The sequence below is a fragment of the Frankia sp. CoBUL1 genome (assembly GCF_978021245.1).
This window is the reverse complement of sequence record NZ_CDXDOS010000025.1, coordinates 1-26735: the sequence shown is the minus strand read 5'-3', so window position 1 is coordinate 26735 and position 26735 is coordinate 1. Positions and strand designations below refer to the sequence as shown.

General features: G+C 72.1%; 20 protein-coding genes. 18 read left to right on the top strand and 2 right to left on the bottom strand.

Translation table 11 applies throughout. The features are described from left to right. Positions 1 to 324: 324 nt before the first annotated feature. The 6 genes from AC08OX_RS04240 to AC08OX_RS04215 all read left to right on the top strand — a co-directional run bounded on the left by AC08OX_RS04240 (position 325) and on the right by AC08OX_RS04215 (position 11762). On the top strand, positions 325 to 1833 hold the full coding sequence (locus AC08OX_RS04240; RefSeq protein ID WP_476606607.1) for an FAD-binding oxidoreductase: 1509 nt from the start codon (positions 325 to 327) through the stop codon (positions 1831 to 1833). Between the two features lie 897 nt (positions 1834 to 2730). Beyond that, positions 2731 to 4521, top strand: a complete 1791-nt coding sequence (locus AC08OX_RS04235; protein ID WP_476606606.1) for a TIGR02677 family protein — start codon at positions 2731 to 2733, stop codon at positions 4519 to 4521. Further along, positions 4518 to 5786: a TIGR02678 family protein gene (locus tag AC08OX_RS04230; RefSeq protein ID WP_476606605.1), complete on the top strand. Its 1269-nt coding sequence runs from the start codon at positions 4518 to 4520 to the stop codon at positions 5784 to 5786. The genes AC08OX_RS04235 and AC08OX_RS04230 overlap by 4 nt, the downstream gene beginning before the upstream one ends. Further along, the gene (locus AC08OX_RS04225; protein ID WP_476606604.1) at positions 5783 to 10036 is read left to right on the top strand and encodes a TIGR02680 family protein; all 4254 of its coding nucleotides are present in this window, start codon (positions 5783 to 5785) and stop codon (positions 10034 to 10036) included. Before AC08OX_RS04230 ends, AC08OX_RS04225 begins: the two co-directional genes overlap by 4 nt. After that, positions 10033 to 11337, top strand: coding sequence for a TIGR02679 family protein (locus AC08OX_RS04220; RefSeq protein WP_476606603.1), 1305 nt, complete (start codon positions 10033 to 10035; stop codon positions 11335 to 11337). Before AC08OX_RS04225 ends, AC08OX_RS04220 begins: the two co-directional genes overlap by 4 nt. A gap of 203 nt (positions 11338 to 11540) precedes the next feature. Next, a complete protein-coding gene (locus tag AC08OX_RS04215) occupies positions 11541 to 11762 on the top strand; it encodes a hypothetical protein (RefSeq protein WP_476606602.1) in 222 nt (73 codons plus the stop codon). A 277-nt stretch (positions 11763 to 12039) separates the two neighbouring features. Here the strand turns inward: AC08OX_RS04215 and hypB are convergent, their stop codons facing one another. Together hypB and AC08OX_RS04205 are read right to left on the bottom strand one after the other, a co-directional pair. Then, positions 12040 to 12933 carry a hydrogenase nickel incorporation protein HypB gene (gene hypB, locus AC08OX_RS04210; RefSeq protein ID WP_476606601.1) on the bottom strand — a complete coding sequence of 298 codons (894 nt, stop codon included), beginning with the start codon at positions 12931 to 12933 and terminating at the stop codon, positions 12040 to 12042. A 6-nt stretch (positions 12934 to 12939) separates the two neighbouring features. Next, complete coding sequence (locus tag AC08OX_RS04205; RefSeq protein WP_476606600.1) at positions 12940 to 13386, bottom strand: hydrogenase maturation nickel metallochaperone HypA; 447 nt, start codon at positions 13384 to 13386, stop codon at positions 12940 to 12942. Between the two features lie 427 nt (positions 13387 to 13813). On the opposite strand from AC08OX_RS04205, the gene AC08OX_RS04200 reads away from it, so the two are divergent. The 12 genes from AC08OX_RS04200 to AC08OX_RS04145 all read left to right on the top strand — a co-directional run. Beyond that, on the top strand, positions 13814 to 14785 hold the full coding sequence (locus AC08OX_RS04200; protein WP_476606599.1) for an NADH-quinone oxidoreductase subunit B family protein: 972 nt from the start codon (positions 13814 to 13816) through the stop codon (positions 14783 to 14785). Between the two features lie 89 nt (positions 14786 to 14874). After that, positions 14875 to 16482, top strand: a complete 1608-nt coding sequence (locus AC08OX_RS04195; RefSeq protein ID WP_476606598.1) for a nickel-dependent hydrogenase large subunit — start codon at positions 14875 to 14877, stop codon at positions 16480 to 16482. 13 nt (positions 16483 to 16495) lie between these two features. Next, on the top strand, positions 16496 to 17062 hold the full coding sequence (locus AC08OX_RS04190; RefSeq protein ID WP_476606597.1) for a hydrogenase maturation protease: 567 nt from the start codon (positions 16496 to 16498) through the stop codon (positions 17060 to 17062). A 46-nt stretch (positions 17063 to 17108) separates the two neighbouring features. After that, positions 17109 to 18359 carry a hypothetical protein gene (locus AC08OX_RS04185; protein ID WP_476606596.1) on the top strand — a complete coding sequence of 417 codons (1251 nt, stop codon included), beginning with the start codon at positions 17109 to 17111 and terminating at the stop codon, positions 18357 to 18359. Next, positions 18356 to 19558 (top strand): NHL repeat-containing protein, encoded by a 1203-nt coding sequence (locus tag AC08OX_RS04180; protein WP_476606595.1) that lies wholly within the window; start codon positions 18356 to 18358, stop codon positions 19556 to 19558. The genes AC08OX_RS04185 and AC08OX_RS04180 overlap by 4 nt, the downstream gene beginning before the upstream one ends. Then, positions 19555 to 22092, top strand: a complete 2538-nt coding sequence (gene hypF / locus AC08OX_RS04175) for a carbamoyltransferase HypF (protein ID WP_476606594.1) — start codon at positions 19555 to 19557, stop codon at positions 22090 to 22092. Before AC08OX_RS04180 ends, hypF begins: the two co-directional genes overlap by 4 nt. Positions 22093 to 22096: 4 nt before the next feature. After that, positions 22097 to 22378: a HypC/HybG/HupF family hydrogenase formation chaperone gene (locus AC08OX_RS04170; RefSeq protein WP_011435521.1), complete on the top strand. Its 282-nt coding sequence runs from the start codon at positions 22097 to 22099 to the stop codon at positions 22376 to 22378. Beyond that, positions 22375 to 23481, top strand: coding sequence for a hydrogenase formation protein HypD (gene hypD, locus AC08OX_RS04165; protein ID WP_476606593.1), 1107 nt, complete (start codon positions 22375 to 22377; stop codon positions 23479 to 23481). Before AC08OX_RS04170 ends, hypD begins: the two co-directional genes overlap by 4 nt. Then, the gene (hypE, locus tag AC08OX_RS04160; RefSeq protein WP_011435519.1) at positions 23474 to 24535 is read left to right on the top strand and encodes a hydrogenase expression/formation protein HypE; all 1062 of its coding nucleotides are present in this window, start codon (positions 23474 to 23476) and stop codon (positions 24533 to 24535) included. The genes hypD and hypE overlap by 8 nt, the downstream gene beginning before the upstream one ends. A 195-nt stretch (positions 24536 to 24730) precedes the next feature. Beyond that, positions 24731 to 25342 (top strand): hypothetical protein, encoded by a 612-nt coding sequence (locus AC08OX_RS04155; protein ID WP_476606592.1) that lies wholly within the window; start codon positions 24731 to 24733, stop codon positions 25340 to 25342. A gap of 2 nt (positions 25343 to 25344) precedes the next feature. Next, a complete protein-coding gene (locus AC08OX_RS04150; protein WP_476606591.1) occupies positions 25345 to 25968 on the top strand; it encodes a hypothetical protein in 624 nt (207 codons plus the stop codon). Positions 25969 to 26245: 277 nt separating this feature from the next. Continuing rightward, positions 26246 to 26735: hemerythrin domain-containing protein (locus tag AC08OX_RS04145; RefSeq protein WP_476606590.1), on the top strand; the 490-nt coding region annotated here is incomplete at its 3' end.

Genomic DNA, 26735 nt, shown 5'->3' with positions numbered 1-26735 from the left:
GACCTCCCGATAGACAGCCTACCAACGCTACTGGAGCGGTCCGACAGTCCGGTTCGTGGACCCGGATCCCGGCCACCGACGCGCTGGCGGACCGGGGCGGGCTGCGCCCGCACCCCCGGCAGGCACGCCGCTGTCCGGCGCAGAGACGAGATGGCGGTGGGCCGGGTTCGGAGTGGCAATCTTGGCCGCACTCGCCGAACTGGCTGCCTCCTGCGGGACGAACACGCTAGCGACGATCCATCCGTGGCGTCACCCTGTAAGAAGCGGGTAACGCAGACCGATGCCCACCGGAGACATCGGCAGGCGCGGAGGGGAGATCGCTCGATGTCGGCACAGATACTCACGCTGGATGGCGAACGGCAGACGCTCTCGGACGAGACGGTCGAGGAGATCCGCGCGATCTTCCGCGGGCAGGTTCTGACGTCGGACGACCTGGGGTATGACGACATCCGGGTCGTCCAGAACGCCATGCTCGACCGCAGACCCGGTCTGATCATCCGATGCACCGGGACCGCCGACGTCGTCGACGCCGTCAGCCTCGCCTACAGGCGGGACCTGCTCGTCGCTGTCCGCGGCGGCGGCCACAGCATCGCCGGGACCTGCACGGCCGACGACAGTTTGATGATCGATCTGTCGATGATGCGGGGTGTCTGGGTCGACCCGGATCAGCGACGTGTGCGGGTGGCGGGTGGTGCGACCTGGGGCGACGTCGACCGTGAGACGCAGCTGTACGGGCTCGCGGTACCTGGCGGGGTCGTGTCGACCACGGGCGTCGCGGGTCTGACACTCGGTGGCGGAATCGGCTGGCTCCACCGCAAGTACGGTCTGGCCTGTGATGCGCTGCGCGCCGCCGAGGTCGTGACAGCCAGCGGCAAGATCATACGGTGCGACGGGACCGAACATCATGAGGACCTGTTCTGGGCGTTGCGTGGCGGGAGCGGCAACTTCGGTGTGGTGGTGTCCTTCGAGTTCGAGGCCTATCCGTTGGGCCCGATGGTCTGGAACAGCATGATCGTCCACCCGGTCGACGCCGTTACCGAGGTGCTTTCCCGCTGGCAGGACTGGACGTCCACCGTCCCTGACGAGGTCACCAGCCGTGCCCTCCTGTGGTCGCTGCCGGATGCACCGACGCTCCCGCCCGCCGTGCACAACCGCGACGTGCTCATCACGGCCGCCCTGTATGCCGGCGCCCCGGACGAGGGTCAGCGAGCGTGCCGGGCGCTTTCCGGGTTTGGCACGCCGCTTGCCGATATGAGCCAGGCCCGGTCGTACCGGACAGCGCAATCCTCCCTCGATCCCTTCTTCCCCAAGGGCGGACTCCAGAGCTACTGGAAGTCCGTCTACCTGGACAGACTCGATGAGGACGCGACCACGTTCGTGGCGCGCATCAGCCACGACCGCCCGCACCCGACGACGATGGTGCACCTGCCTCTCCTGGGAGGCGCCATGTCACGTGTAGGGACAACCGAAACCGCGTTCGGTGACCGCAGCGCTCGGTACCTGCTGAGCATCGACGGAAACTGGCTGGACCCCGCCGAAGACGACGCAAACATCCGCTGGGTGCGCAATGCCTACGGCGAGGCCGTCAGGCTTCGGGCCGCATCGGGCACTTACCTCAACTTCAGCGGCGACGCGGATCTCGACGACGCCGACCGGGCACGGGCCTGGGGGCGCAACGTCGAGCGGCTGCAGCGAGTGAAGCGCACCTATGACCCGGAGAACCGCTTCCGGCTCAACCCCAACATCCCCCCCCCCCCGCCGAAAGCTGAGCCTGCGCTGGGACTGGGGCTGATGACCGTCCCCACCTTTCGGGCGATCTCCTCACGCATCTGACGGATCGACGCCACCGCATCACTGTCCGCGAGAATCTCCAGGGTCTCCTGTAGGCTCTCCCGCTCGTCCACCGAGACGACCGGCCAGGCTCGCTGGCGCGCCGTAGCCCACACCATGCACAGTTCTTCATCCTCGGTCGTGGGCGAGGCGGACGTTGTAACGGGCATCCGAGGTTTGGCGTTCCGTCCCCGCGCGAGCGCACAAGGACGGAACACTTGTCTCTAAAAGATCTCCTCACCGACCGCAAGGATTCCTGCGATCGGTGCCTGTTTTATTGGAATCTCAGCGACAGACCCTGACCGTGCGCGGGGGAATCCAGGTCCGGTGTCCATGCCTCCAGACCCAGTGACCGCTCATATGGCGCCAATAACAATGTACATCACTGCGATGGACCGCGCCAGGCGTGCTTCTCGGCGGAGAAGCCATCGAAGGAGCCGCAGACAAAATTGTCCCGAGCGCAACGATCACAACCATCAGAAAATACTTCGGGCTTTTCCTGAGCGCCATTTCCGCCCCCTCCAGTGTCGCACCGCCATCTCCCCGGGGAAGTTCCCCACTGGCTTGCGAGCCAGAGATACCCCCGCCATCGGGCTCTAATCATTTCACCAATGACGTGAATCGCAGCAATCTCCGACGTAATCGACGGCGATTTACTGTGATCGATAGTTCATGGTTTGTGACCTACTGGGTAGGTAGAAGCAGAGCCGGTGTCCGGCGGCGAGCATGTCGATCAGTTCGCGGAGTAGGTGAGGCATCGAGGTGCTGGTCCAGGCCTGCCAGACTCGGCCGTCGCTTCAGCCACCGACGACCCCGCAGACTCCCGTCTTCCCCAGCAGTGTCACTGGTAGCCGGTCACCCGCCGTTCACGCGGTAGCATGGTGGGCGATACTGGGCGGTGTGACGAGCGACGGACAGACCGGGCCGGCAGCCGGCGGTGATGCGCTGCCCCGGCAGCCGTTCGCGCACCTGAGCGCCCCCAACGCGGACGTCTACCGGGAGGTGCTGACGACGTTCGCGCGGGCGCGGGACCGGTTCATCGTCCACATGCGCCCCGAGGACGTGATCGCGGACCTGGGGCGGCCGGGGCAGACCGAGTCGATCGTCGCCGCGCTGGACAAGCTCGTTGAGTGGGGCAACCTGCGGGCCGACCCGGACACCGGCCGGGTGACCACAGTGGCGGACTTCCACCGGGCGCGCTACCTGTACCAGCTGACCCCGGCCGGGCAGGCGGCCGAGGAGGCGATCGCCGTCTACGAGGTGGCGATCGGCCGCCGGGGCGCCCTGCAGTCGGTGGCGCTGGAGGACATCGCCGCCCAGCTGCGCGCCCTGGTGGAGATGACGGCCGGCGACGCCGCCGATCTCGACCCGGCGAAGGTACACCTGCTGCTGCTGGGGCTGGCGGAGCGGTTCACCGGACTGGCCGACAACGCTCAGGCGTTCATGACGTCCCTCCGCCGAGTGATCGACTTCTCGGACGGTGACGTGGACGCGTTCCTCGCCTACAAGCAACGGCTCATCGACTACATCAACCGGTTCATCGCCGAGCTGGCGAACCGGGGCGCGGAGATCGCCACCCTGCTGGGTCAGGTCGAGGGGGCCGGCGTCGAACGCCTGCTGCTGCTCGCGGCCCGTCGGGAGGCGACCGACGCCGTGCCCGACGTGCCCGAGGTATCCGGCTCCGGGGCATCCGATTCCGGACGGACCGGAGCCGGGCGAACCGACGCCGAGCGGATTCGGACCGCCTACGACGCCGCGGTCGCCGCGGCCCTGGACGGCTGGCGCAACCGCTGGCGCGGCCTGCACGACTGGTTCGTGTCGGCGGATTCACGCCGTCCCTCCCAGGCACGGTTGTTGCGGGGCGCGGCGATCACCGCGATCACCCAGCTCATCGACACCGTCGCCGCACTCAACGAGCGCCGTACCGGCCGTTCGGACCGGTCGGCGGACTTCCGCACGCTCGCTCGCTGGTTTGCCGAGGCCCCTGACGACGCGGCGGCCCACCGGCTGTGGCGGGCCGCCTTCGGCCTGGCCTCGGCCCGGCATCTCACCGTCAGCCAGGAGACCGTCGCCGCCTGGCAGGAGGACGAGCCGGCACCGAACACGCCGTGGCAGGATGCGCCGCCGATGCGGATCAGCCCGCAGCTACGCCGGACCGGTTCCTACGAGCGGCGCGGAACGCCGAACCGGGTCACGGACCGCGCGCGGCAGCGGCGGCTGCTCGCCGAGCAGGCCGCGCGGGAGGCGGAGCAGGCCGCGTCCGCTCGGGCCCGGCTCGCCACCGACGGGCCGGTGCTGCTGTCCCAGCTCGGCGTCCTGGACCGGCAGGCGTTCCGGCTGTTCCTCGGCCTGCTCGGGGACGCGCTCGCCGCCAGGCTGCCGGGCGATACCGAGGTGGAGACCACGTCCAGCGACGGCACGGTCCTGATCCGGCTCACCCTCGTCCCCGGCGGGGGGGTGGCGCGGATCGAGACCGAGGATGGCGTCCTGGACGGCCCGGAACACACCGTCGAGATCGTCGACCTGGCCGGTGCGGCATCGCGTCCGGCGGCCTGGAACGACCTGAATGGCCTGAATGGCCGAAGCCGGCAAAACGATCCGAATGGCCGGATAGACGACCTCGATCCAGTCGTACTCGCCGGTGGGCCAGACCGGCTCGAGCTGCTGGAGACCGGACGGGTGTCCGGATGACGGCGGACTCGGTCGCCGAGGAGAACCGGGCCGCGCGGCGCAGGGCCCTGCGCGCGCTGCTGGCCGGGCCGCTACGCACCGCCGGCGCGGACGACGAGGTCCTGCGGCTGGTCCGCCGGCACGCGTCCGAGCTGCGCGAGTGGCTCGCCGCCGAAACCGGCTGGCGGCTGGTCGTCGACGCCGAATCGGCGCGGCTGTTCAAGACGGCGGCGACCATCCAGGACGACACGCACCCGGCGCGGGAGGGGAAGGGCCGAGCGCCGTTCGGGCGGCGCCGCTACGTCCTGCTGTGTCTCGCGCTGTCAGTGCTGGAGGGGGCGGACACCCAGATCACCCTCGGCCGGTTGGCCGAAGGGGTGCTGGTCGCGGCGAGCGACCCGGAACTGGCCCGCACCGGGGTCACCTTCACCCTCAGCCGCCGGGACGAACGTTCCGACCTCGTGGCGGTGGTCCGGCTGCTGCTCGCGCTCGGCGTGCTGGATCGGGTCGCCGGCGAGGAGGACGCCTATCTGCGCGACAGCGGCGACGCGTTGTACGACGTACGCCGCAGGGTGCTCGCGTCGCTGCTGACCGGTACCCGCGGCCCGTCGACCATCGACGCCGACGACATCGGGGCGCGGCTCGCCGAGCTGACCCACGAGCCCGTCCCCGACACCGACGACCTGCGCAACCGGTCGCTTCGCCACCGGTTGACCCGCCGGCTGCTCGATGATCCCGTCGTCTATTACGACGAGCTCGCCGAGGACGAGCGCGCCTACCTGATCAGCCAGCGGCGGGCGATCACCAGACGGATCGAGGACGCCACCGGTCTGATCGCCGAGATGCGCGCGGAGGGAATCGCGATGGTCGACCCCGACGACGAGCTCACCGACGTACGGATGCCGGAACAGCGCACCGACGGCCACGTGACCCTGCTAGTCGCCGAGTATCTCGCCACCCGGCCGGATCCCGCGGAGCCGGTGCCGGTCGGCCAGCTGCGTGGATACGTTCGGAAGATGGCAGCCGAGCATTCCACCTACTGGCGGCGGGGCGTCACCGAACCGGGTGCCGACGCCGAGCTGCTCGCCATGGCGCTGGACAAGCTGCGCGCGCTGCGGCTGGTCACGGACCTGCCGGGCCGGGCCGGCGAGCCGCCGGCGGTGCTCGCCCGGCCCGCGATCGCGCGCTACGCCGTCGAGGCGCCGACGATCCACGACGGCCGGGCGGGCGGCGCCGGCCCGGCCAGAAGCGGTCCGGCCAGAAGGAAGAAGACGAGCCGCCGATGAGCACCTCGACCCGCATGCCCGCAACACCGGCATCGCCCACGGCACCGGCACCGGCCTCGATTCCCGTACCGGCCCGGGAGGACCGCTGGCAGCCGCTGCGCGCCGGCCTGGTCGACCTCTTCTACTACGACGTGGAAGAGTTCCACTTCCACGACGGGCGGCTGCTGCTGCGGGGCAACAACGGTACCGGCAAGTCGAAGGTCCTGGCGCTGACGCTGCCGTTCCTGCTGGACAGCGAGCTGGCCGCGCACCGGGTCGAACCGGACGGTGACCGCAACAAGCGGATGGAATGGAACCTGCTGCTGGGCGGCCGGCATCCGCATCCCGAGCGGCTCGGCTACACCTGGCTGGAGTTCGGCCGGCTGGGCGGTGACGGCATCCCCGAGTACCGCACGATCGGGGCCGGCCTGAAGGCGGTCAGCGGGCGCGGCATCGTCCGGCACTGGTTCTTCGTGACCCGCCAGCGGATCGGTCCGCAGCTGTCCCTGGTCAGCCCGACCCGGGTGCCGCTGACCAGGGACAAACTGAAAGAAGCCGTCGACGGCCACGGCGCGGTGTACGACACCGCGTCGGACTACCGCCGTGCCGTGGACGAAGCGCTGTTCGGTCTCGGCGGGCACCGGTACGAGGCCCTGGTCAACCTCCTGATCCAGCTACGCCAGCCGCAACTGTCCAAGAAGCCCGACGAGAAGCTGCTCTCCCGGGCGCTCACCGAGGCGTTGCCGCCGCTGGACCCCGCGCTCGTGGTCATCGTGGCCGAGGCGTTCCGGGGTCTGGACGAGGAACGGGAGACGCTGCGCGCCCTCGCCGAGGCGGAAACGGCGGCGCAGGCGTTCCTGACCCATTACCGCCGGTACGCCCGAGTGGCCGCGAAGCGGTACGCCGCGCCGCCGCGGCAGGCGCACAGCCGCTACGAGCAGCACGGGCGGGATCTCGCCGAGGCCGACGCCGCGCATCAGGCGGCGGTCGAGGCCCTGACGGCCGCGCAGCAGGCGCTCACCGAGGTGGAGGAGGCGAAGGCCACACTGACCGCCCGGCGGGACGCGCTGCGGGACAGCCCGGAGATGCGCGACGCGGCGGCGCTGCGGGGCGCCGAGGAGGATGCCGGGCGACTCGCCCGGTTCGCCGCCCAGCGGGAGCGGGACAGCCGGGCCGCGGCCGAGGCTGCCGGCGACCGGAAGCGCCGGCTCACGGGTGCGGAACGCACGGTCCAGGCCGACGCGGCGGGCTTCGACGCCGCGGTCCGGGCCGCCGGGCTGGCGGCCGAGGCCGCCCTGGTCACCGGCCGGCACGCCGCAGTGCTCACCGAGCTGGACGGCGGGGAACCGCCGTACCGCGACGCCCGGCGATCCGCCGAGGCCCTGGTCGGGCAGCAGGGCGCCGCCGTGAACCGCCTCGACGGGTTGCTGCGCGCGGCGGCCGACGCCGACGTGGCGCTGCGCGCGGCCCGGGACGACCTGGACCGGATCACTGCCGAGCAGCAGGCCGCCGCCGAGCGGATCGCGGCGGCCGAGGACCTGACCGCCCAGCGCGGGGCGGGCCTCGTCGCGGCCTGCACGGCCTACCTGGCCGGCTGCGCGTACCTGCGGCCGGCTGACCCGGACGCCGCGCTGGCGGCCCTGGCCGGCTGGGTGGACACACTCGACGGGTCCAACCCGGTCGCCACCGCGGTGGACGAGGCGGCGCGGCTGGCCACCGCCGACCTCGGGCGCCGGCAGGCCGTCCTCGACGGCGAGCAGACGGCCGCCCGGCGGGAACTCGAACGGCTCGCCGAGGAGATCGAGCGGCTGGCGGCCGGTGGCCACGACTCGCCGCCGGCCCCGCACACCCGCGACGAGCACGGGCGGGACGGCCGGGACGGCGCCCCGCTGTGGAAGGTCGTCGACTTCGTCGACGGCGTGCCCGACGAGCACCGAGCCGGAATCGAGGCGGCGCTGGAGGCCGCCGGGATCCTCGACGCCTGGGTCGGCCCGGACGGGCGGCTGCACAACCCCGTCAGCGACGACGTTCTGGTCACGCCCGGGCGGCCTGCGCCGGGGGGTGGGCTGGCCGCGGTGCTCACGCCGGCGATCGACCGCGACGACGCACACGCGGCCCGGCTGAGCGACACCGCGGTCGCCGCCGTCCTCGCGACGATCGGCCTGCGCGGCGGGCCCGGCCCGGCCGGCGGCTCCCTGGTCCACGGGCCGGCGGCCACCGAGACCTCGGACACCGAGACCTGGGTCACCGTGGACGGCCGGTTCGGTAACGGGGTCCTGACCGGCGGTTGGCGCAAGGAAACCGCCGGCTACATCGGTGAGGGTGCCCGCGAGGCGGCCAGGCGGGTCCGGCTCGACCACCTGCGCGCCGATGCGACCCGGATCGAGCTACGGTTCGAAGAGCTGGCCGCGGCCGCCGCGGAGCTGGCCGACCGGCAGCTCTCGCTGGCCGCCGAGCACGGGGCCCGGCCCTCCGACGGCGACCTGCGCGAGGCGCACGCGCAGCTGGCCACGGAGCACAAGGCCAAGCGGCGGATCGACGCCCAGCACCAGGAGGCGGCCGCTGTCGCGGCCCGCCGACAGCAGGCCGCGGGTGAGGCGCGGGCGGCGGCCGAGGAGTTCGCCGGCGACGTGCGCCTGCCCGCGGAGCCGGCCGCGCTGGCCGACGTCCGGGACGCCCTGGGTGACTACCGGGCGGAGCTGGCCGCGCTGTGGCCGGCGGCGGAATCGCTGGACCGGTCCCGCCGCGCGGCGACCGAGGCGGAACACGAACTCACCCTCGCGCTGGAACGCCAGGAACAGACGGCCGAGGCGGTCGCCGAGGCGCAGACGCAGGCCGACGCGGCCGCCGAACGTCACCGGGTCCTGGTCGAGACGGCCGGCGCCGCCGTCGACGAACTGTTCCGCAAACTGGCCGCCGTCGACACCGAACTCGACCGGTGCGGGCAGCAGGAGAAGCAGTCGCGGGCCGCCGAACGGGATGCGCTCGACGCCCGGGGCCGGGCTCACGGCCGGCGTGAGACGTTGCGGGAGGCGATCACCACCGCCGCGGCCGAACGCGAGGCGGCTGTCGCGAGGCTCCGGGCGTTCGCGGCCACCGGCCTGCTCGCGGTCGCCGTCCCGGACCTGGAGATCCCGGACCCGGCTGCCGGCTGGGCACCGTACCCCGCGATCACGCTCGCCCGGGCGGTCAACGCTGCCCTCGACGACGTCGACGACACCGACCGCCGGTGGGAGCTGGCGCAGCAGCGGGTGTCGGCCGAGCACAAGGTTCTCACCGACGCGCTGTCCCGGCACGGCCACTCGGTCGGGATGGTCGTCTCCGACGGCGTGATCGTGGTCGACGTCCTGTTCCAGGGCCGCAAGCAGGACATCCCGGCCCTGGTCGCCGCGTTGGAGACGGAGACCGGGCAGCGGGCGATGCTGCTGTCCGCGAAGGAACGCGAGATCCTGGAGAACCACCTCGTGAACGAGGTGGCCGGCGCCTTGCAGGAACTGATCAGCGACGCCGAGAGCCAGGTTCGCCGGATCAACACGGACCTCGCGCAGCGGCCCACGTCGACCGGCATGCGGCTGCGGTTGCAGTGGCGGGTCGCGCGCAGCGCCCCCGAGGGGCTCGGCGCGGTGCGCGACCGGTTGCTGCGGCAGACGGCCGACGCCTGGAGCCCCGCCGAGCGGACCGCCGTCGGCGCGTTCCTCCAGGAGGAGATCAACCGGGAGCACAGCGCGGACACCACCGGCGGATGGGCCGAGCAGTTGACCCGTGCCCTGGACTACCGCGACTGGCACGAGTTCGCTGTGCAGCGGTTCCAGGACGGTCAGTGGCGGCCGGCGAGCGGTCCGGCGTCCGGTGGTGAGCGGGTGCTCGCGGCGTCGGTGCCGCTGTTCGCGGCCGCCTCGTCGTTCTACGACTCCTCCGGCAACCGGCACGCACCCCGCCTGGTCGCCCTGGACGAGGCGTTCGCCGGGGTGGACGACGACTCGCGGGCCAAGTGCCTGGGCCTGCTCGCCGCGTTCGACCTCGATGTGGTGATGACCAGCGAGCGCGAGTGGGGCTGCTACCCGCAGGTCCCCGGCCTGGCGATCGCGCAGCTGTCCCGCCGGGACGGCATCGATGCCGTGCTCGTCACGCCGTGGCGGTGGGACGGGCACGAGCGCACCCGCGTCGACCGGCCGGTGCCCTACCAACCCGAGCAACCCGAGCGGCCCGACCGGCCCCAGCCGCTCCGTCCGGCGCAGGGTGACAACACCGAGCCCCTACCGTTCGAGTGAGCGCGGCGTCGACCGGGGCCGCCCGCGATGTGGAAGCCGCCCGCGATGTGGAACAGCTGCGTCGTCTGCTGGGCGGTGAGCACACGGCATGGCTGCTCGACCGGGTACGGCGCAGGATCGAGCTGGGCCGGCCGCTCACCGGGACAGTCACCCTCGGCCGGGCCAGCGCGGACCAGCGGCGGGGGGTCGAGCGGCTGCTGGGCCGCCGGGCCGGCACCGGCGCCTCGCTGTCCGTGTCGTTGGACGAGGTCGACGCGGTGCTGCGGTCCAGCGGCGCCGCGCCGGACGGACTCGCCGCCGCCGTCCGCCAGCTCACCGGGGATGTCACGGAGCGGGCGGAGCTGGCCGCGGCGCAGTCACGGGCCTGGGCGCAGGCGCACCAGCCCCTGGACGACCTTCTCGCCCGGCGCCCCGAGCTCACCCCCTGGCGGTCCTGGCTGGACAGCACCGGCCTGCTGCGCCGGCTGACTGGCACCCCGGACGCGGCGATGCCGCTGGCCGCCGACCTGGTCCGGGTGCTCGACGCGTTGCCCTCACCCGGCGTGGCGCTGGGCCGGCTGGCCGCCACCAGCACCGGCGACGCGCACGCGCTCGACGACGGCCGGCCGCTGGCGACGCTGGCCCTGGCGGCGGCCCGGGTACTGGGCGGATCCCACCCTGCGGGTGACGGCTCGGCCGCGGGCCGTCGCGCCGCGTGGGCCGCTGTCGGGGTACACCGTGACGAACTGTCGTCCACGGTGCTCTGCCTGGGTCTGCCGGGCGGGGCGGACAGCCCGACCGGCCGGATCCTGGCCATCTGTCGCGAGGTGGGGGAGCCCTGCGTGCTCACTCTGCGCCAGGTCGGCCCGGGCCAGGACCGCGGCGACCTCGGCGTGGGCCTCGGAGTGGTGTACCTGTGCACGAATCCGATCGTGCTGGCCAGCGCCGCCGACGAGCTGGCGGGCCGCACCCCGCCGCTGGTGTGCGTGAACGGCCAGCCGTCGGCCGCCGTCATCGGCCTGCTCGCGGCGCTCGCCGGCCAGGGCGCGCGGTTCGCCTACCACGGCGACTTCGACTGGGGCGGCATCCGCATCGCCAACGGCCTGCGGGAACGGATCGGCTGGCGGCCATGGCGTTTCGACGCCCGGTCCTATCAGGCCGCGCTGACCACGGTGACCGGCGGCGAGCTGGCTGGCCGGCCGGTCGACGCGGCCTGGGACCCCGACCTGCGCCCCGCGCTGGAACACCATGCGATCAGAGTGGACGAGGAACTCGTCCTCGCCGAGCTGATCGACGACCTCGGCGCCCCACAGGCCTGGTAACACTCGACAACACTCTGTAACACTCGGTAGATAAAGGCCAGGCGCTCAAGGGTGCGGCCGGTAGAGTCCCGGCGACACACGCGGGCAGCAGGTCGGCAACCTCGCTCGTCCGGGCGCCATGGCCGGTGAGAGCAGCGGTGACCGGCTGGTCTTCGTCAACGACGACCAGCGGCGCCCGGTGCGGCAGGCGCAGACTGGAGGCGATGACCAAGTCAGCGGTACCCAGGCCCCGTCTGTCCACCAGCCCCTTCAAGGCCCCGGTCACCCCGCCGTGCAAGCGGTTCGCCGTAGGAGACCGGGTCACCCACGACATGTACGGTCTCGGCCAGGTAACCGGGGTCGAAGCAGAAGTCGCCGTCCTCGTCGATTTCGGTTCCCAGCAGGAACGCATTCTGAGCCCGTTCAGCAAGACGTCCCGTCTCTGACGCCATGAGGCTTCGATTCGCGGAACCCGAAGACACCACGTAGGCGGCGGAAGGTCCCACGGAGAAGCCTGTCACCGCTCTGACGTCCTACCCCTCGTTCCACTCGGCAGCCCCACCCCGAAAGCGAGACATCTCATCGCCACCGCCTCGATCCCCCTCTTCTCCGCGTCGGAGCCGCCGCGGTCTCTGCCGCGGCAGGAGCCCCCGCCTCTGACGATCCGCCTCTTCCAGGCACCCGACTTCGGGCTGTCTGATGTCGAGATCATCGATGTCGTGGTCACGGACGTCGAGACCGCCGCCTTCCAGACGCCCGCCGTCGAGCGCCCGCCCGCGCTGGATCCCCGTCGTCATCGAGCGCGGCCCCGCCGATCGTAGGCTCCGGGCGCTGTCCGGGTAGGGCGCGCAGCCACGCGCACCAGGCGTCGACCCCCTGGCCGGTACGGGCGCTGACCTCCAGCATGGCCACGCCCGGGTTGACGTCGGCGAGGTTCTTCCGGAACGCCTCAAGGTCGAAGTCGAGGTGGGGAAGCAGGTCCGTCTTGTTGACGAGCACCAGGTCGGCCGAGCGGAACATGACCGGGTACTTGAGGGGCTTCTCCTCGCCCTCGGTGACGGCAAACACCATCGCGCGCAGGTCCTCCCCGACCTCGAACTCGGCGGGGCACACCAGGTTGCCGACGTTCTCGATAACGACGAGATCGAGGTCGCGCAGGGGCAACCGGCCCAGCGCCGAGGCGACCATGGGCGCGTCCAGGTGGCACTCCCCGCCGAACCCGTTACCGGTGTTGATCAGGGCGATCGCCGCGCCGAGCCCGTCGAGGCGGTCGGCGTCGATGCTGGTCTCGATGTCGCCCTCGATGATCCCGACCCGCAGCTGCGGGCCGAGACGGCGCAGCGTCTCGACCAGCAGGGTGGTCTTACCGGCGCCGGGAGCGGACATCAGGTTCACCACCGTGACGCCGACGGCGTCGAAGGCGGCCCGGTTCGCCAGCGCGACCCGCTCGTTCTCCCCGAGGATCCGCTCGAGGACCTCGACCCGTTCGGGCCCGGTGCCATAGCCGGAATGGTCCCCGACGGACACCCCGGCCGGTGGGTGCGGACCCGAGTACTCGTGCGGCGCCCCACCCGGGTGGGGATGCGCCCCTTCCGGGTGGGGATGGAAGCGACCCACGGCGTGTCACGCCTCCACGGTGTCGGGAGCTGCCGAGCCGAGAGCCGCCGGGTCGGGAGCCACTTCGAACGAGGTGACGAGGAACTCCTCGCCGGTGACGATGGTGACGCCGGCCGCGCCGCAGGTGCCGCAGCGCAGCGCCCGGTCCGCCAACTCGCCGCGGGTCCCGCACACCCGGCAGCACACACTGACCGGCACGCTCTCGACCTCCAGCACAGACCCGGCCAGCACGGACCCGGCCAGCACCTGCCCGCCGGGGGGATCGGCGCCGTTCTCCGGCGGCCCAGCGTTCTCCGGGGGCCCAGCGTTCATCAGCTCCCAGCAGTAGGCGAGGGTTTCCGGCACGATCTGGCGCAGCTGACCCACCCGGACGTGCACCCGGGTGACCGGCCGACCGGCCGCGTGCCGGGTGACGACGCCCGCGATCGATCGGCAGACGGACAGCTCGTGCATCGCCCGGTCCTCCCCCGGCACCCTCCGGCGACCCGCCTGATCCGGTGACCCGCCCGAGCCGGCATCGCACCGGCTCACCGCTTCGCCGGGCCGCGCCTCGGCGCTCGCCCCACGGGCGTCGATGAGGGCGGGCTGGGATGGCCGGTGCATGCCCCACTCTCGCCCGGTCGTGTGCGCTTCACCAAACCGCACTGCGCGTTGGTGACTGCGCGTTGGTGGCAGCCTCCGCGCACTGTCGATGGGCGTCCGGCGTTGGGGGACATAGCGTTTGCTCTGCCGGAAGTCTCCGTGAGGCGACGGGCCACCCGACGATCACCCGACCCAGCGGCTTCTGATCACCTCGCCGGAGGGCTCGGTCCGCTCGTGGAGGTGGGCGGTGCGGCGGACCGCGGTGCCGACCACGGCCCGTCCGACGAAGGGAGTACTGATGTCATCCGTGCTGTGGTTCCAGGGCGGGGCGTGCAGCGGCAACACGATGTCCTTCCTGAACGCCGACGAGCCCAACGTCGTCGACCTGATCACCGACTTCGGGCTGGAACTGCTCTGGCACCCGTCGTTGGGGCTGGAGAACGGCGCCCAGGCCCGGGAGCTGTTCACCGACTGCGCGCGGGGTGCGCGGCCGGTCGACATCTTCGTCTTCGAGGGTTCGGTGATCCGCGGCCCGGACGGAACCGGCAGCTTCGACGTTTTCGCCGAGCGGCCCATGCAGGACTGGGTGCGTGAGCTGGCCGCCCGGGCCCAGGTGGTGGTGGCGATCGGGGACTGCGCGTGCTGGGGCGGGATCCCCGCGACGGCGCCGAACCCGACGGACTCCACCGGGCTGCAGTTCCACAAGCGTGAACGCGGCGGTTTCCTCGGCCCGGACTTCCGGTCGCGCTCCGGGTTGCCCGTCGTCAACATTCCGGGCTGCCCGGCCCACCCGGACTGGATCACGCAGATCATCGTGGCGCTGGCCACCGGCCGGGCCGCCGACATCGCGCTCGACGAGCTGCACCGGCCACGGACGTTCTTCACGACATTCACCCAGACCGGCTGCACCAGGGCGGAGTACTTCGAATACAAGCAGTCGACCCTGGCTTTCGGGGACGGGACCCGCAAGGGCTGCCTGTTCTACGAGTTCGGCTGCCGCGGCCCGATGACCCACTCCCCGTGCAACCGGATCCTGTGGAACCGCCAGTCGTCGAAGACCCGCGCCGGCATGCCGTGCATCGGGTGCACGGAGCCGGAGTTCCCGTTCTTCGACCTCGCCCCCGGCACGATCTTCAGGACCCGGAAGGTCGGCGGGCTCATTCCACGGGAGGTGCCGGCGGGCAGCGGCCACCTCGGCTACCTGGCACACGCGGCAGCTGCCCGGATAGTCGCCCCGCAGTGGTCGAAGGAGGACATGTTCGTCGTCTAGCCGGCCGGTAGCCGGTAGCCGGTAGCCGATGACCGCGCGTGCTCCGACCGGAGACCGCGAGGAACGGACGAGGGGAAGAGAGGATTCCAATGGCCACCGTCGATCTCAACGTCAGCCCGTTGGGGCGCGTCGAGGGCGACCTCGACGTCCGGGTCACGATCGACGACGGGGTGGTCACCTCGGCGTGGACCGAGGCGGCGATGTTCCGGGGCTTTGAGATCATCCTGCGCGGCAAGGACCCGCAGGCGGGCCTGATCGTGACCCCGCGGATCTGCGGGATCTGCGGGGGCAGCCACCTGTACAAGTCGGCGTACGCGCTGGACGTCGCGTGGCGCACCGAGATGCCGCCCAACGCGACGCTGGTCCGCAACATCGCGCAGGCGTGCGAGACGTTGCAGAGCATCCCGCGCTGCTTCTACGCGCTGTTCGCCATCGACCTCACGAACCGGAAATACGCCTCCTCGCCGCTGTATGAGGAGGCGGTACGGCGGTTCGCGCCCTACACCGGCAGCAGCTACGGCCCGGCGGTGGTGCTGTCGGCCAAGCCGGTGGAGGTCTACGCCATCTTCGGCGGGCAGTGGCCGCACTCCAGCTTCATGGTGCCCGGCGGGGTGATGTGCGCGCCGACGCTGTCGGACGTGACCCGCTCCATCGCCATCCTGGAGCACTGGAAGGTCAACTGGCTGGAGAAGCAGTGGCTCGGCTGCTCGGTGGAGCGCTGGCTGGCCAACCGTACCTGGCAGGACGTGCTCGCCTGGGTGGACGAGAACCCCGCCCAGCACGACAGCGACTGCGGCTTCTTCCTCCGGTACTGCCTCGACATCGGCCTGGATAGCTACGGCCAGGGAGTCGGCAACTACCTGGCGACCGGGACGTACTTCGCCCCCGACCTCTACACCCGGCCGACCATCTCCGGCCGCAACGCGGCACTCATCGGCCGGTCCGGGGTGTACGCGGGCGGCGGGTACTTCGAGTTCGACCAGGCCCGGGTGCGGGAGGACGTCACCCACTCGTTCTACGAGGGAACCGAGGCGCGCCACCCGTTCGACGGCGAGACCCGGCCCATCGATCCGGCGCGCGGCCGGGAGCAGGGCAAGTACAGCTGGGCGAAGTCACCCCGGTACGAGGTGCCGAACCACGGATACCTGCCGTTGGAGGCCGGGCCACTCGCCCGCCGCGTCGCCGCCGCGGCTCCCGGCGCGGGTGCCCACCAGGACGACGACCCGTTGTTCGGGGACATCCTGGCGGCCATCGGCCCGTCGGTGATGGTCCGCCTGCTGGCCCGGATGCACGAGGCCGCCAGGTACTACCAGTGGACGCGGGCCTGGCTCGACCAGCTGGACCTGCGCGAGCCGTTTCACCTCAAGCCGGTGGAGTACACCCAAGGGCGCGGCTTCGGTTCCACGGAGGCGGCCCGCGGCTCGCTCTCGGACTGGATCGTCATCGAGGACAGCAAGATCGCGAACTACCAGGTGGTCACCCCGACCGCCTGGAACATCGGCCCCCGCGACGGCTCCGAGGCGCCCGGTCCCATCGAGCAGGCCCTCGTCGGCACGCCCATCGTGGATCCGGAGAACCCGATCGAGCTCGGCCACGTGGCCCGCAGCTTCGACTCGTGCCTGGTCTGCACGGTCCACGCCTACGACGGCAGGACCGGCCGGGAGCTCAGCAGGTTCGTCATCAACGACAACCTATGACCGGGACCGACCTATGACCGGGGATCGCGAGGCGGGTGCCGCCTCGCGGCCCCCGGTCGGGCCGCGGGTGCAGGTCGATCCGCCCGGTTTCGAACCACCAGGGTGCGAGGTGGCCGTGATCGGCTGCGGCAACCTGCTGCGCGGTGACGACGGGGTCGGGCCGATCCTGGTCCGCCGGCTCGCCGAGACGGGCGTCCCGGCCGGAGTGCGCCTGGTCGACGGGGGGACCGCCGGGATGGACACGGCGTTCGCGATGCGCGGCGCGCGCCGGGTCGTGGTCGTCGACGCCAGCCGCACCGGGGCCGAGCCCGGGACCGTGTTCGAGGTCCCGGGCGCACAGCTGGAGAACCTGCCCCTGGACACGCTGCACCCGCACGCCTTCCGCTGGGACCAGGCGCTGGCGTTCGGGCGCTGGCTGCTCGGCGACGGCTACCCGGACGACGTCGTCGTCTACCTCATCGAGGCGGGCGGCGTGGAGCCCGGCGCCGATCTCAGTCCCGCGGTGCGCCGGGCGATGGAACAGGTCCGGGACATGATCATCTCTGGTCTCGCCCCCGGGACCGGCGGAACGCATGGATGACCGGACGCACAGGTCCAGATGACCAGACGCATGGGTGAGGACGCGCATGGGTGAGGACGGCGTCATCAGCACGGGCGTGACCTGCGCGCGCCCGCAGCCCGTCGGGGTCTTTCCGCTGCCGGCCGGCTTCCTGCTCGTGCCGGGCGGCGAGGCCACGGCCGACCTGCGCCGGACGCTGGCGGCCGGGAAGGTGCCGGTGGCCTGGCCTGCGGAGCTGGCCGCGCTGGAGCTCGCCTACCGCGGGGAGGTCGTCGCGGCCGTCGGGCAGCTGCGCGGCGACGACCCGGTCGACCGCTACAACCGCTTCGTGCTGCGACCAGCAGGCGCGGACCCCGAAGACCCGGTGGCACTGCGCCGGGCGCTCGGCGACGAGCTGGGGATCCTGGTGGACGTGGTCCGGTTCGCCCTGGGCGAGCTGGACGAACCTCCGCCGCCCGGCGGGGAGACCGGCGAGATCGCGGCGATGGTGTGGTCCGCACACGCCGCCCACGCCATGGCCGCCGGCCAGGCGGGCAAGGCGGCGGGGCTGCTGGAGCGGGCCATCGCCGCGGCGCGGGAGCCCTCCCCCGGTCTCGCCGCCCAGCTCAGGTCCACCGCGGCGGACCTGCGTCGCGGAGGCGAGGGACCGAGCCCGGCCGTCATCGCAGAGCTGACGGCGGCGCTCGCCGCGCTGGCCGCCACCGACCTCACGGTCGGCCGGGCCGAGCTGCACCTGAGCCTCGGTTCGGCCTACCAGGAGCTGGCCGGGGACGATCCGGCGGGCCTGAAGGTCGCGGTGGAGCACTACCTCTCGGCGCTGCGCCTGGTCCGCATCGACACCGCCCCGGAGCTGTTCGCGGCGGCACAGGTCAACCTCGCCACGGCGTATCTGACCATGCCGATGGCGCAGGCGTCCGACCAGCTGCGGGTCGGCGTGGCTGTGCAGGGCCTGCGGACCGCTCTGTCCGTCTACACCCGCGAGACTCATCCCGAGCGGTGGGCCAGCACCCAGCTCAACCTGGCCAACGCCTTGGTCTACGCGCCGTCCGCACACCGGGAGGACAACCTGCGGGAGGCGGTCGCGCGCTACCAGGAGGTCATCGCCGCCCGCGACCGCGACGCCGACCCCCTCGGCTACGCCCGGGCTCGGGCGAACCAGGGCAACGCCCTGGCCCACCTCGGCCTCTTCGACCCGGCGCAGGCGGTGCTGCACGAGGCACGGGCGATCTTCGAGGAGGTCGGGGACCCCGACGCCGTCCTGGCCGTGCGCGGGGTGCTCGACGAGATCGCCCGCCGGCTCACCGCGAAGTCGACGTGACGCCCGGCAGCGGAACACTCGGTGACGCCACTCCGAGCACTCCGGCCAGATGGGTGGGGCAGGGCGGCCAGGCGGGGCAGGGCGGCCAGGCGGGAAGCTGGGAACCGGCGGTGTGGATCGGCGCCCCGGCGCCCGGCGGGCTGGCTCTGCCGTCGGCGCGGCCGTCGGCGTCCCGGCTGTACGCGCCGCGCGGGGTGTGGCTCGGCGACGACCTGCTCGTGGTGGCGGACTCGGGTAACCACCGGGTGCTGATCTGGCATGGTCTGCCGGCCCTCGACGGCGCCCCCGCCGACGTCGTGCTCGGCCAGGCCGACGCGACGAGCGAAGGGCCGGCGGCCGCGGGGCGCGGACCCGAAGGCGGCCTGCACCTGCCGACCGGCGTGCTCGTCACGGACGGCCGGCTCGTGGTCGCCGATGCCTGGCACCACCGGGTGCTGGTCTGGAACGAGGTCCCGACGGTCACCGACACCGCCCCCGACCTCGTGCTCGGGCAGCCGGACGCCGACGCCGTCCGCGAGAACCGGGGCGGCCCGTGCGGACCAGACACCTTCTACTGGCCCTTCGGGGTGGCCGTGGTGGGTGGGCGCTTCTACGTCGCCGACACCGGTAACCGGCGGATCCTGGGCTGGTCGAATGGCCTGCCGTCCTCGCCCGGCCGGCTACCCGACCTGGTGCTGGGGCAGCCCGATCCCACCCGCCGGGACGAGAACCGTGGCGGCGCGGCCGGTCCGGCGAGCTTCCGGTGGCCGCACGACCTCGCCGGCACCGCCGACCGGCTGCTGGTCGCGGACGCCGGCAACCACCGGCTGCTCGGCTGGGCCCCCCATCCCGACGCCGACGGCGACGCCGATCTGGTGCTCGGCCAGCCCGATCTCGCATGCTCCGGGGAGTTCCCCTACGCGCCCGGCCGGGCCGACGTCCTGCGCTTCCCCTACGCCGTCGACAGCGACGGGCACCTGCTAGCCGTCGCGGACACCGCCAACAACCGCGTCCTGCTGTGGGACGAGCTGCCGCGGCGCAGTTCCACGCCCGCGACCGGTGTGCTCGGCCAGCCGTCGTTCGCCGAGACCGGGGAGAACCGGTGGACCCGCGTCGAGGCCGACACCTTCTGCTGGCCGTACGGCCTCTCGGTGCGCGGCGACCGGCTCGCGGTGGCGGACTCGGGCAACAACCGGGTCATGATCTGGCGGCGGGTATGACCGGAGAGCGGACCGGGCGGACCGGGCGCCGGGTCCGGCGCCGGGTCGTGGTTGAGGGCGTCGTCCAGGGCGTCGGTTTCCGGCCTTACGTCCACCGGCTCGCGGGCACCCTCGGGCTCGCGGGATTCGTCGGCAACGACTCGACCTCGGTGTTCGCCGAGGTCGAAGGCGACGAGGTGGCCGTGGCCGAGTTCCTGCGCCGGCTCGAACCGCAGGCGCCACCGCTCGCGCGCATCGAGCGCGTCACGATGACGAGCGTGACCCGGTCGACCGCCGGCGACGCCGGGTTCCGGATCGTGGCCGGCGCGACCGTTCCCGGCGATCGCACCCTGGTACCCGCGGACACCGCGGTGTGCGCCGACTGCCTGCGCGAGATGTTCGACCCGACCGACCGGCGCCACCGCCACCCGTTCATCACCTGCACCAACTGCGGCCCGCGGTACACGATCATCAGCGCGCTGCCGTATGACCGCGCGGCCACGACGATGGCCCGCTTCCCGATGTGCGCGCAGTGCGCGGCGGAGTACGCCGACCCGGCGGACCGCCGTTTCCACGCCGAACCCGTCGCCTGCCCGTCCTGCGGACCGCAGCTGTGGTTCAGCCCCGCGGACAGCACTGGACCGGAGGTCCACGGCACGGATGCCGCGCTGGCGGCGGCCCAGCGGGCACTGGCGGGCGGCGCGGTGGTCGCGGTCAAGGGCGTCGGCGGCTACCACCTGGCCTGCTCGGCCGAGAACGATCCGGGCGACACGGCCAGCGACACGGCCCTGGCGCGCCTGCGCGCCCGCAAGGACCGGCCCGACAAGCCGTTCGCGGTGATGGTGCGCGACCTGGCGACGGCCGCCCTGGTGGCCGACCTGTCGTCGGCGGAGGCGGCGCTGCTGGCATCGCCGGCCGCTCCGATCGTGCTCGTCCGCCGCTCGCCCGCGGCGGGGATGTCAGGGATATCGGGGATGTCGCGGCTGGTCGCCCCCGGCACCCCGCTGGTGGGGCTGCTGCTGCCGTACACACCCGTGCACCACCTGCTGTTCGCGCCAGTCCCGGGTGGCGGCCCGCCACCGCCGCGGATGCTGGTGATGACCAGTGGCAACCGTTCGGGCGAGCCCATCTGCTTCGCCGACGACGACGCGCGGGACCGGCTCGCCGGCCTCGCTGATGCGTTCCTCCGGCACGACCGACCGATCCTCCTGCCGTGTGACGACTCGGTGGTGCGCTGCGGCTACGGGGACGACGGAGACGACGGGCAGGTGCTGCCGGTGCGGCGCTCCCGCGGATACGTTCCGCTGCCGGTGGACCTCGGCCGCCCCGTCCGGTCGGTGCTCGCCGTGGGCGGCGAGGGCAAGAGCACGTTCTGCCTCACCACGGACCGTCGCGCGTTCGTGTCCCAGCATCTGGGTGACATGGGCAGCCTGGCGGCGCTCAGGGCCTTCGAGCGCTCCGCCGCGCACCTGACCGATCTGTACGGCGTTGCGCCGGAGACGCTCGCCGCCGACCTCCATCCGGGATACGTCACCCGGGCCTGGGCCGAACGCGCGGCGGCTACGGGGACCGAACAGGCGGCAGCCGGGGACCCGGCGGCGGGGGCGAACCAGACCTCCACCCACGGGTCACGGTCCGCCGGCCGATTGCCGCACCTGGTCCAGCACCACCATGCCCATGTGGCCGCCCTACTCGCCGAGCACGGCAGGCTCGGCGACACCATCCTCGGGGTCGCGTTCGACGGCACCGGCTACGGGCTCGACGGCACGATCTGGGGCGGCGAGGTGCTGCTGGTAGGCCCGGACGTCGCCCGCGCCGAGCGGGTCGCGCACCTGCGTCCGATCGGCCTGCCCGGGGGCGACGCCGCCGTCCGCAATCCGTACCGGGTCGCGCTCGCCCATCTGGCCGCCGCCGACCTGGACTGGACCGCGGACCTGGCGCCGGTGCGGGCCTGCTCCGTGGCGGAGTTGCGCACCCTGCGCACCGCGCTGGACCGGGGCGTGGCCTGCGTGCCCTGCACGAGCATGGGCCGCCTGTTCGACGCGGTGGCGTCGCTGCTCGGGGTGCGCCACCGGATCACCTACGAGGCGCAGGCCGCCGTCGAGCTGGAGGCGCTCGCCGCGGACGGGCTCGCCGCGGCGGAGCTCGGCGGCGCCGGACTCGGCGGCGCCGGTGCCTGCCGGCTCGCCTTCGGCCTGGCGAACGGCGTCCTCGACCCGGCGGGGGTGCTCGCGGGGATCGTCGCCGGTCTGCGGGCGGGAGTGGCGGTGCCGGTGCTGGCCGGCGCGTTCCATCTGGCGGTCGCGGACGCGGTGGCCGAGGTCGCGGGGCTCGCGCGGCGGCGGTACGGAGTCCGCCTGGTCGGTCTGACCGGCGGGGTGTTCGCCAACGTAGTGCTGACGCGGGCCTGCCGCGCCCGGCTCGCCACTGCCGGGTTCGACGTACTCGTCCATCGGGTGGTGCCGCCGGGCGACGGTGGGCTGGCGCTGGGCCAGGCTGCGGTCGCGGCGCTGAGCCGCCCGACGGAGCCGGCCTTCGGCGGGAAGGAAGCCTGACGGCATGTGTCTGGGGATACCGGGCCGGATCATCGAGATCTGGGACGACCGTGGTACGCGGATGGCGATCGTCGATTTCGGCGGCGTCACCAAGACGGTGTGCCTCGCCTACCTGCCCGACGCGACCGTCGGGCAGTACACGATCATCCATGCCGGCTTCGGGCTGATCAGGCTGGACGAGGCCGCGGCGCGGGAGACCCTCGCGATGTTCCGGGACCTGGGGCTGCTCGAGGAGGAGCTGGGATCGCGCGCGGCGGAACCGGGCATGACCGGGCCGGGCCGGTGAGGTACCTGGCGGAGTTCCGCGACCCGGCGTTGGCCCGCCGGCTGCTGGATGCGATCATCGCCACCGCGACCCGACGCTGGGCGATCATGGAGGTCTGCGGCGGCCAGACCCACTCGATCATCCGCAACGGAATCGATCAGCTCCTCGCGGACCAGGTCGAGTTCATCCACGGCCCCGGCTGCCCAGTGTGCGTCACGCCGCTGGAGACGATCGACCGGGCGCTGGCGATCGCCGCCCGCCCCGAAGTGATCTTCTGCTCGTTCGGGGACATGCTGCGGGTCCCCGGCAGCGGCATGGACCTGTTCATGGTCCGGGCGCGTGGCGGGGACGTCCGGGTGGTCTACTCGCCGCTCGACGCGGTCCGCCTCGCCGAGGAGAACCCGGACCGCCAGGTCGTGTTCTTCGGAGTGGGCTTCGAGACCACCGCCCCAGCCAACGCGATGGCCGTGGTGACGGCCCGGCGCCGTGGACTCGACAACTTCTCCGTACTTGTCAGCCACGTGCTGGTGCCGCCGGCGATGACCGCGGTCCTCTCCTCGCCGGCGAACCGGGTGGCGGCGTTCCTGGCAGCCGGCCATGTGTGCACGGTGATGGGCACCTTCCAGTACGAGCCATTGGTGGCGACCTACCGGATACCGATCGTCGTCACCGGTTTCGAGCCGCTCGACCTGCTCGACGGGGTGCGCCACGCCGTCGAGCAGCTCGAGGCGGGGCGGGCAGAACTCGCGAACGCCTACCCGCGGGCGGTGCGGCCGGCGGGCAACCCGGCGGCCCGGGAAATCCTCGCCGAGGTTTTCACGGTGTGTGACCGGGCCTGGCGGGGAATCGGGACAATCCCGGACTCGGGTTGGCGGCTGTCCGCGGCGTACCGGGACTTCGACGCCGAGGTCCGCTTCGACGTCGAGGGCCTCACGGTGGCCGAACCGGCCGAGTGCCGCAGCGGCGAGGTGTTGCAGGGCCTGGTCAAACCGCCGCAGTGCCCGGCGTTCGGAACCTCCTGCACGCCACGCACCCCGCTCGGCGCGACGATGGTCTCGGCGGAGGGGGCGTGCGCCGCCTACTTCCAGTTCCGGCGGCTGACTCCGGCGGGCGGCCGTGGCTGACCCCGTCGACCCGACCGGTTGGACCTGCCCACTTCCGCTGCGTGACCATCACCAGGTGGTACTGGGGCACGGCGGCGGCGGCGTGCTGTCGAGCGAGCTGATCGAGCACCTGTTCCTGCCCGCGTTCGGGACCACCGACACGGCGCGGGCACCGGCGGACTCGGCGGTCCTGGATGTCGCGGGCGCCCGGCTCGCGTTCTCCACCGACTCGTACGTGGTGCGCCCGCTGTTCTTCCCCGGTGGCTCCATCGGCGAGCTCGCGGTCCACGGCACCATCAACGACCTGGCCTGTGCCGGCGCAGTGCCGGTGGCGCTCTCGGCCGGGTTCATCCTCGAGGAGGGCCTGGAGCTCGCGGTCCTGGGCCGGGTGGCGCAGGCGATGGGCCGGGCCGCGGCCGCGGCGGGGGTGCGGCTGGCGACCGGGGACACCAAGGTCGTCGAGCGCGGGCTGGCCGACGGTCTGTACGTGAACACCAGCGGCATCGGGCTCGTCCCGGCCGAGGTGGACATCCGCCCCGAACGGGCGAGACCCGGCGACCGGGTCATCGTATCCGGTCCCGTCGGCGAGCACGGTGTCGCCGTGCTGAGCGTGCGCGACGGGCTGGAGTTCGGCGGCGAGGTCCGCTCCGACACGACGGCGCTGCACGGGCTGGTCGCGGCGGTGCTGGCGGCCGCGCCGGGGGTCCACGCGCTGCGCGACCCAACCCGAGGTGGCCTCGCGACCGCGCTGTGCGAGATCGCCGCCGCGTCCGGGACGGGCATCGAGTTCGCCGAGCGCGCCGTGCCGGTGCCGCCCGCGGTCGAGGCGGCCTGCGGGTTCCTCGGCCTCGACCCGCTGCACGTGGCGAACGAGGGCAAGCTGGTTGCGTTCGTCGCCGACGCCGACGCCGACGCGGCGCTCGCGGCGATGCGGGCGCATCCGGCGGGGCGTGACGCGGCCGTCATCGGCACGGTCACCGCGGAGCATCCGGGCGTGGTTGTCGGGCGCACCGCGTTCGGGGGAACCCGCATCGTCGACCGGCCGCTCGGTGAGCAGCTCCCCCGCATCTGCTGAGTTCGGCGGCGTGGCCGCGCCCGCCTTTCCAACGATCGACGGGTCAGGGCACGTGGTGCGCCGGGAGGCCGAGGCCTCCCACCGCTAATGCTTACCGAGAATATCTCATATAGACCGGAAGGGTGATTCCCTTGACGGAACCTGATCAATTTAGGTTAGGCTAACCTAATATCAGGCTTCCCCCGAGGAGGACGTATGCCCCAGCGAACAGCCTTGCCCGTACTGGCCGTCTCCCTGCTGCTCGGTCTCACCGCCTGCTCCGACGATTCGACGACCGACGCCACGACGGCTTCCCCGGGACACCCGGTAAGCAGCTCGACCACCTTCTCCGTCGCGGTACCGGAGGGCGTGTTCAAGCAGTACACGACGCTCGCCAAGGAGATCCGGTCCGAAGGAGGCGAGGTCCGGAGCGGACCGTGGAAAATCGGCTACATCGTCGAGGCCGCGGAACCCTGGTACGAGGGCAAAGGCGGGCAGCAGATACTCCGCAAGCCCGCCGCCGGCGAGACGCACCACATTGAGATCATCCCCGTGGAGTCGGCCACGGGCCGGATCGTGCCGAACGTACCAATCACGCTCGCGGTCATCGACGGCAAGGGCACGGTTGCGGAGGAGAAGACACTCAACTTCTACTACGCCGAATTCTTCCACTACGCGAACAACTTCTCGATCCCGCAGGACGGCAGCTACACGTTGCGCGCAACAATCGGGGTACCGACCTTCTTCCGGCACGGCGAGGAAGGCCACACGCCGGCGTTGGCCAGCGGCACGACTGTCACCTTCACCAACGTCACGCTCAGGCACTAGTCATGCATGATCGTGGCAAGAAGGTACCCGAGCGGCTTGTTTCCCTGCCCGCGGACCCGCGGCCTGTCCCGGTCCTGGTCATCGCCCAGCCCTCCCCGCCTGCCAGCGGGGTTCTGCCACGATGGGCCGTTTTCCTCGCCACCGGAACAGCACTCGTCGTCGGGTGGGCTGCGGCCGTCTGGACCGCCGCCCACCTCACCGCCGACCCGACCCTGCACACCGCCGCCCTGTTCGTGCATCTCGCCGCGCTCGTGGGCGGGTTCGGCGCGGTCCGCGCCATCGACTTCTTCGCCCTGTCATGGCTGTTCGGTCGGCGCAGCTTCCCGGACGTCATCCGGGTGGCCAGCGGCCTGCACGTGATGATCTGGGCTGGTCTGGCGGGGCTCGTGCTCAGCGGCATCCTGCTGCATCCGGACCTGTCCAGGAGACTGACCCAGGTGAAGATCGGGCTGGTGCTCCTCATCGCCCTCAACGGCCTGCACATCTGGGCGATCCAGCACCGGCTGGAGCAGTCCGCCACCGTTCCGTCCCGGGCGCTCCTGGCCCGATCGATAATCAGTAACCTGCTCTCCCAGGCCGGATGGTGGGGTGCGATGGTCATCGGCTACCTCGCCAGTCAGGACTGAACCAGAGTCAGGACTAACAGTCAGGGCTGACCGGTCGTCGCAGCCGCCGACGCCATCTCCGTCGCCGTCGTGGGGCTGCTGCTCGCTGTTGCCGGCACCGCGCGGATGCTGCCCGTTCGTTCCGATCGGCAGTGGGGAAGGGCGACTCGCGGACCGCTGCCCTGCCGCCATTGGTAGGGCAGCGGACAGGATCATCGGCCGTGTGGGAGCCGCCCTGGCCATTCGATGATGACCATGAGCGACGCGACGCGAGCGCCGCCGTGCGAGTGGGGATGGGATGGCGACGCTGCCGGTGGGGCACGCGGGACGCGGGGTCGTCGCTGATCTTCTTCTACCCAAGGTGGGTGCTATGCGTGAATATTGCAACTGTCAGTCGCTGCCGGCGATCGCGGCCCTGATCGGGGAACACAACCAGGTCACCGATCTCATCGCCGACACGCACAAGGCATATCGACAGGGTGACGTCGGGGCAATGGTGACACTCTGTGAGCAGATGTCGACGGTTCTCCAGCCGCAGACGGTAGTGGAGGAGCAGGGTCTGTTCCCCGCGATGGCACTCGAGTTCCCCGAACAGATCGCGATCCTGCAGAGCGAGCACCGCCGGATCGAGGCTGTGCTCGCCGGGGCGACCGACGGCACCGCCCGGGTCGATCCCGCTTGGCCGACACTGGTCATCGAGGCGATGAGCCTGCTGCGCAGGCACATCGCGAAGGAACAGGACGGCGTGTTCCACGCCGCCGTCTCGATTCTCAGCAACGTAAGTGTTC

Bases quoted from the DNA above. Each gene is read 5' to 3' on its own strand.
- AC08OX_RS04155 (WP_476606592.1), top strand. From the start codon at position 24,731: ATGCCCCAGCGAACAGCCTTGCCCGTACTGGCCGTCTCCCTGCTGCTC.
- AC08OX_RS04190 (WP_476606597.1), top strand. From the start codon at position 16,496: ATGACCGGGGATCGCGAGGCGGGTGCCGCCTCGCGGCCCCCGGTCGGG.
- AC08OX_RS04240 (WP_476606607.1), top strand. From the start codon at position 325: ATGTCGGCACAGATACTCACGCTGGATGGCGAACGGCAGACGCTCTCG.
- AC08OX_RS04185 (WP_476606596.1), top strand. From the start codon at position 17,109: ATGGGTGAGGACGGCGTCATCAGCACGGGCGTGACCTGCGCGCGCCCG.
- AC08OX_RS04215 (WP_476606602.1), top strand. From the start codon at position 11,541: ATGACCAAGTCAGCGGTACCCAGGCCCCGTCTGTCCACCAGCCCCTTC.
- AC08OX_RS04200 (WP_476606599.1), top strand. From the start codon at position 13,814: ATGTCATCCGTGCTGTGGTTCCAGGGCGGGGCGTGCAGCGGCAACACG.
- AC08OX_RS04225 (WP_476606604.1), top strand. From the start codon at position 5,783: ATGAGCACCTCGACCCGCATGCCCGCAACACCGGCATCGCCCACGGCA.
- AC08OX_RS04170 (WP_011435521.1), top strand. From the start codon at position 22,097: ATGTGTCTGGGGATACCGGGCCGGATCATCGAGATCTGGGACGACCGT.
- hypF (WP_476606594.1), top strand. From the start codon at position 19,555: ATGACCGGAGAGCGGACCGGGCGGACCGGGCGCCGGGTCCGGCGCCGG.
- AC08OX_RS04150 (WP_476606591.1), top strand. From the start codon at position 25,345: ATGCATGATCGTGGCAAGAAGGTACCCGAGCGGCTTGTTTCCCTGCCC.
- AC08OX_RS04230 (WP_476606605.1), top strand. From the start codon at position 4,518: ATGACGGCGGACTCGGTCGCCGAGGAGAACCGGGCCGCGCGGCGCAGG.
- AC08OX_RS04195 (WP_476606598.1), top strand. From the start codon at position 14,875: ATGGCCACCGTCGATCTCAACGTCAGCCCGTTGGGGCGCGTCGAGGGC.
- AC08OX_RS04205 (WP_476606600.1), bottom strand. From the start codon at position 13,386: ATGCACGAGCTGTCCGTCTGCCGATCGATCGCGGGCGTCGTCACCCGG.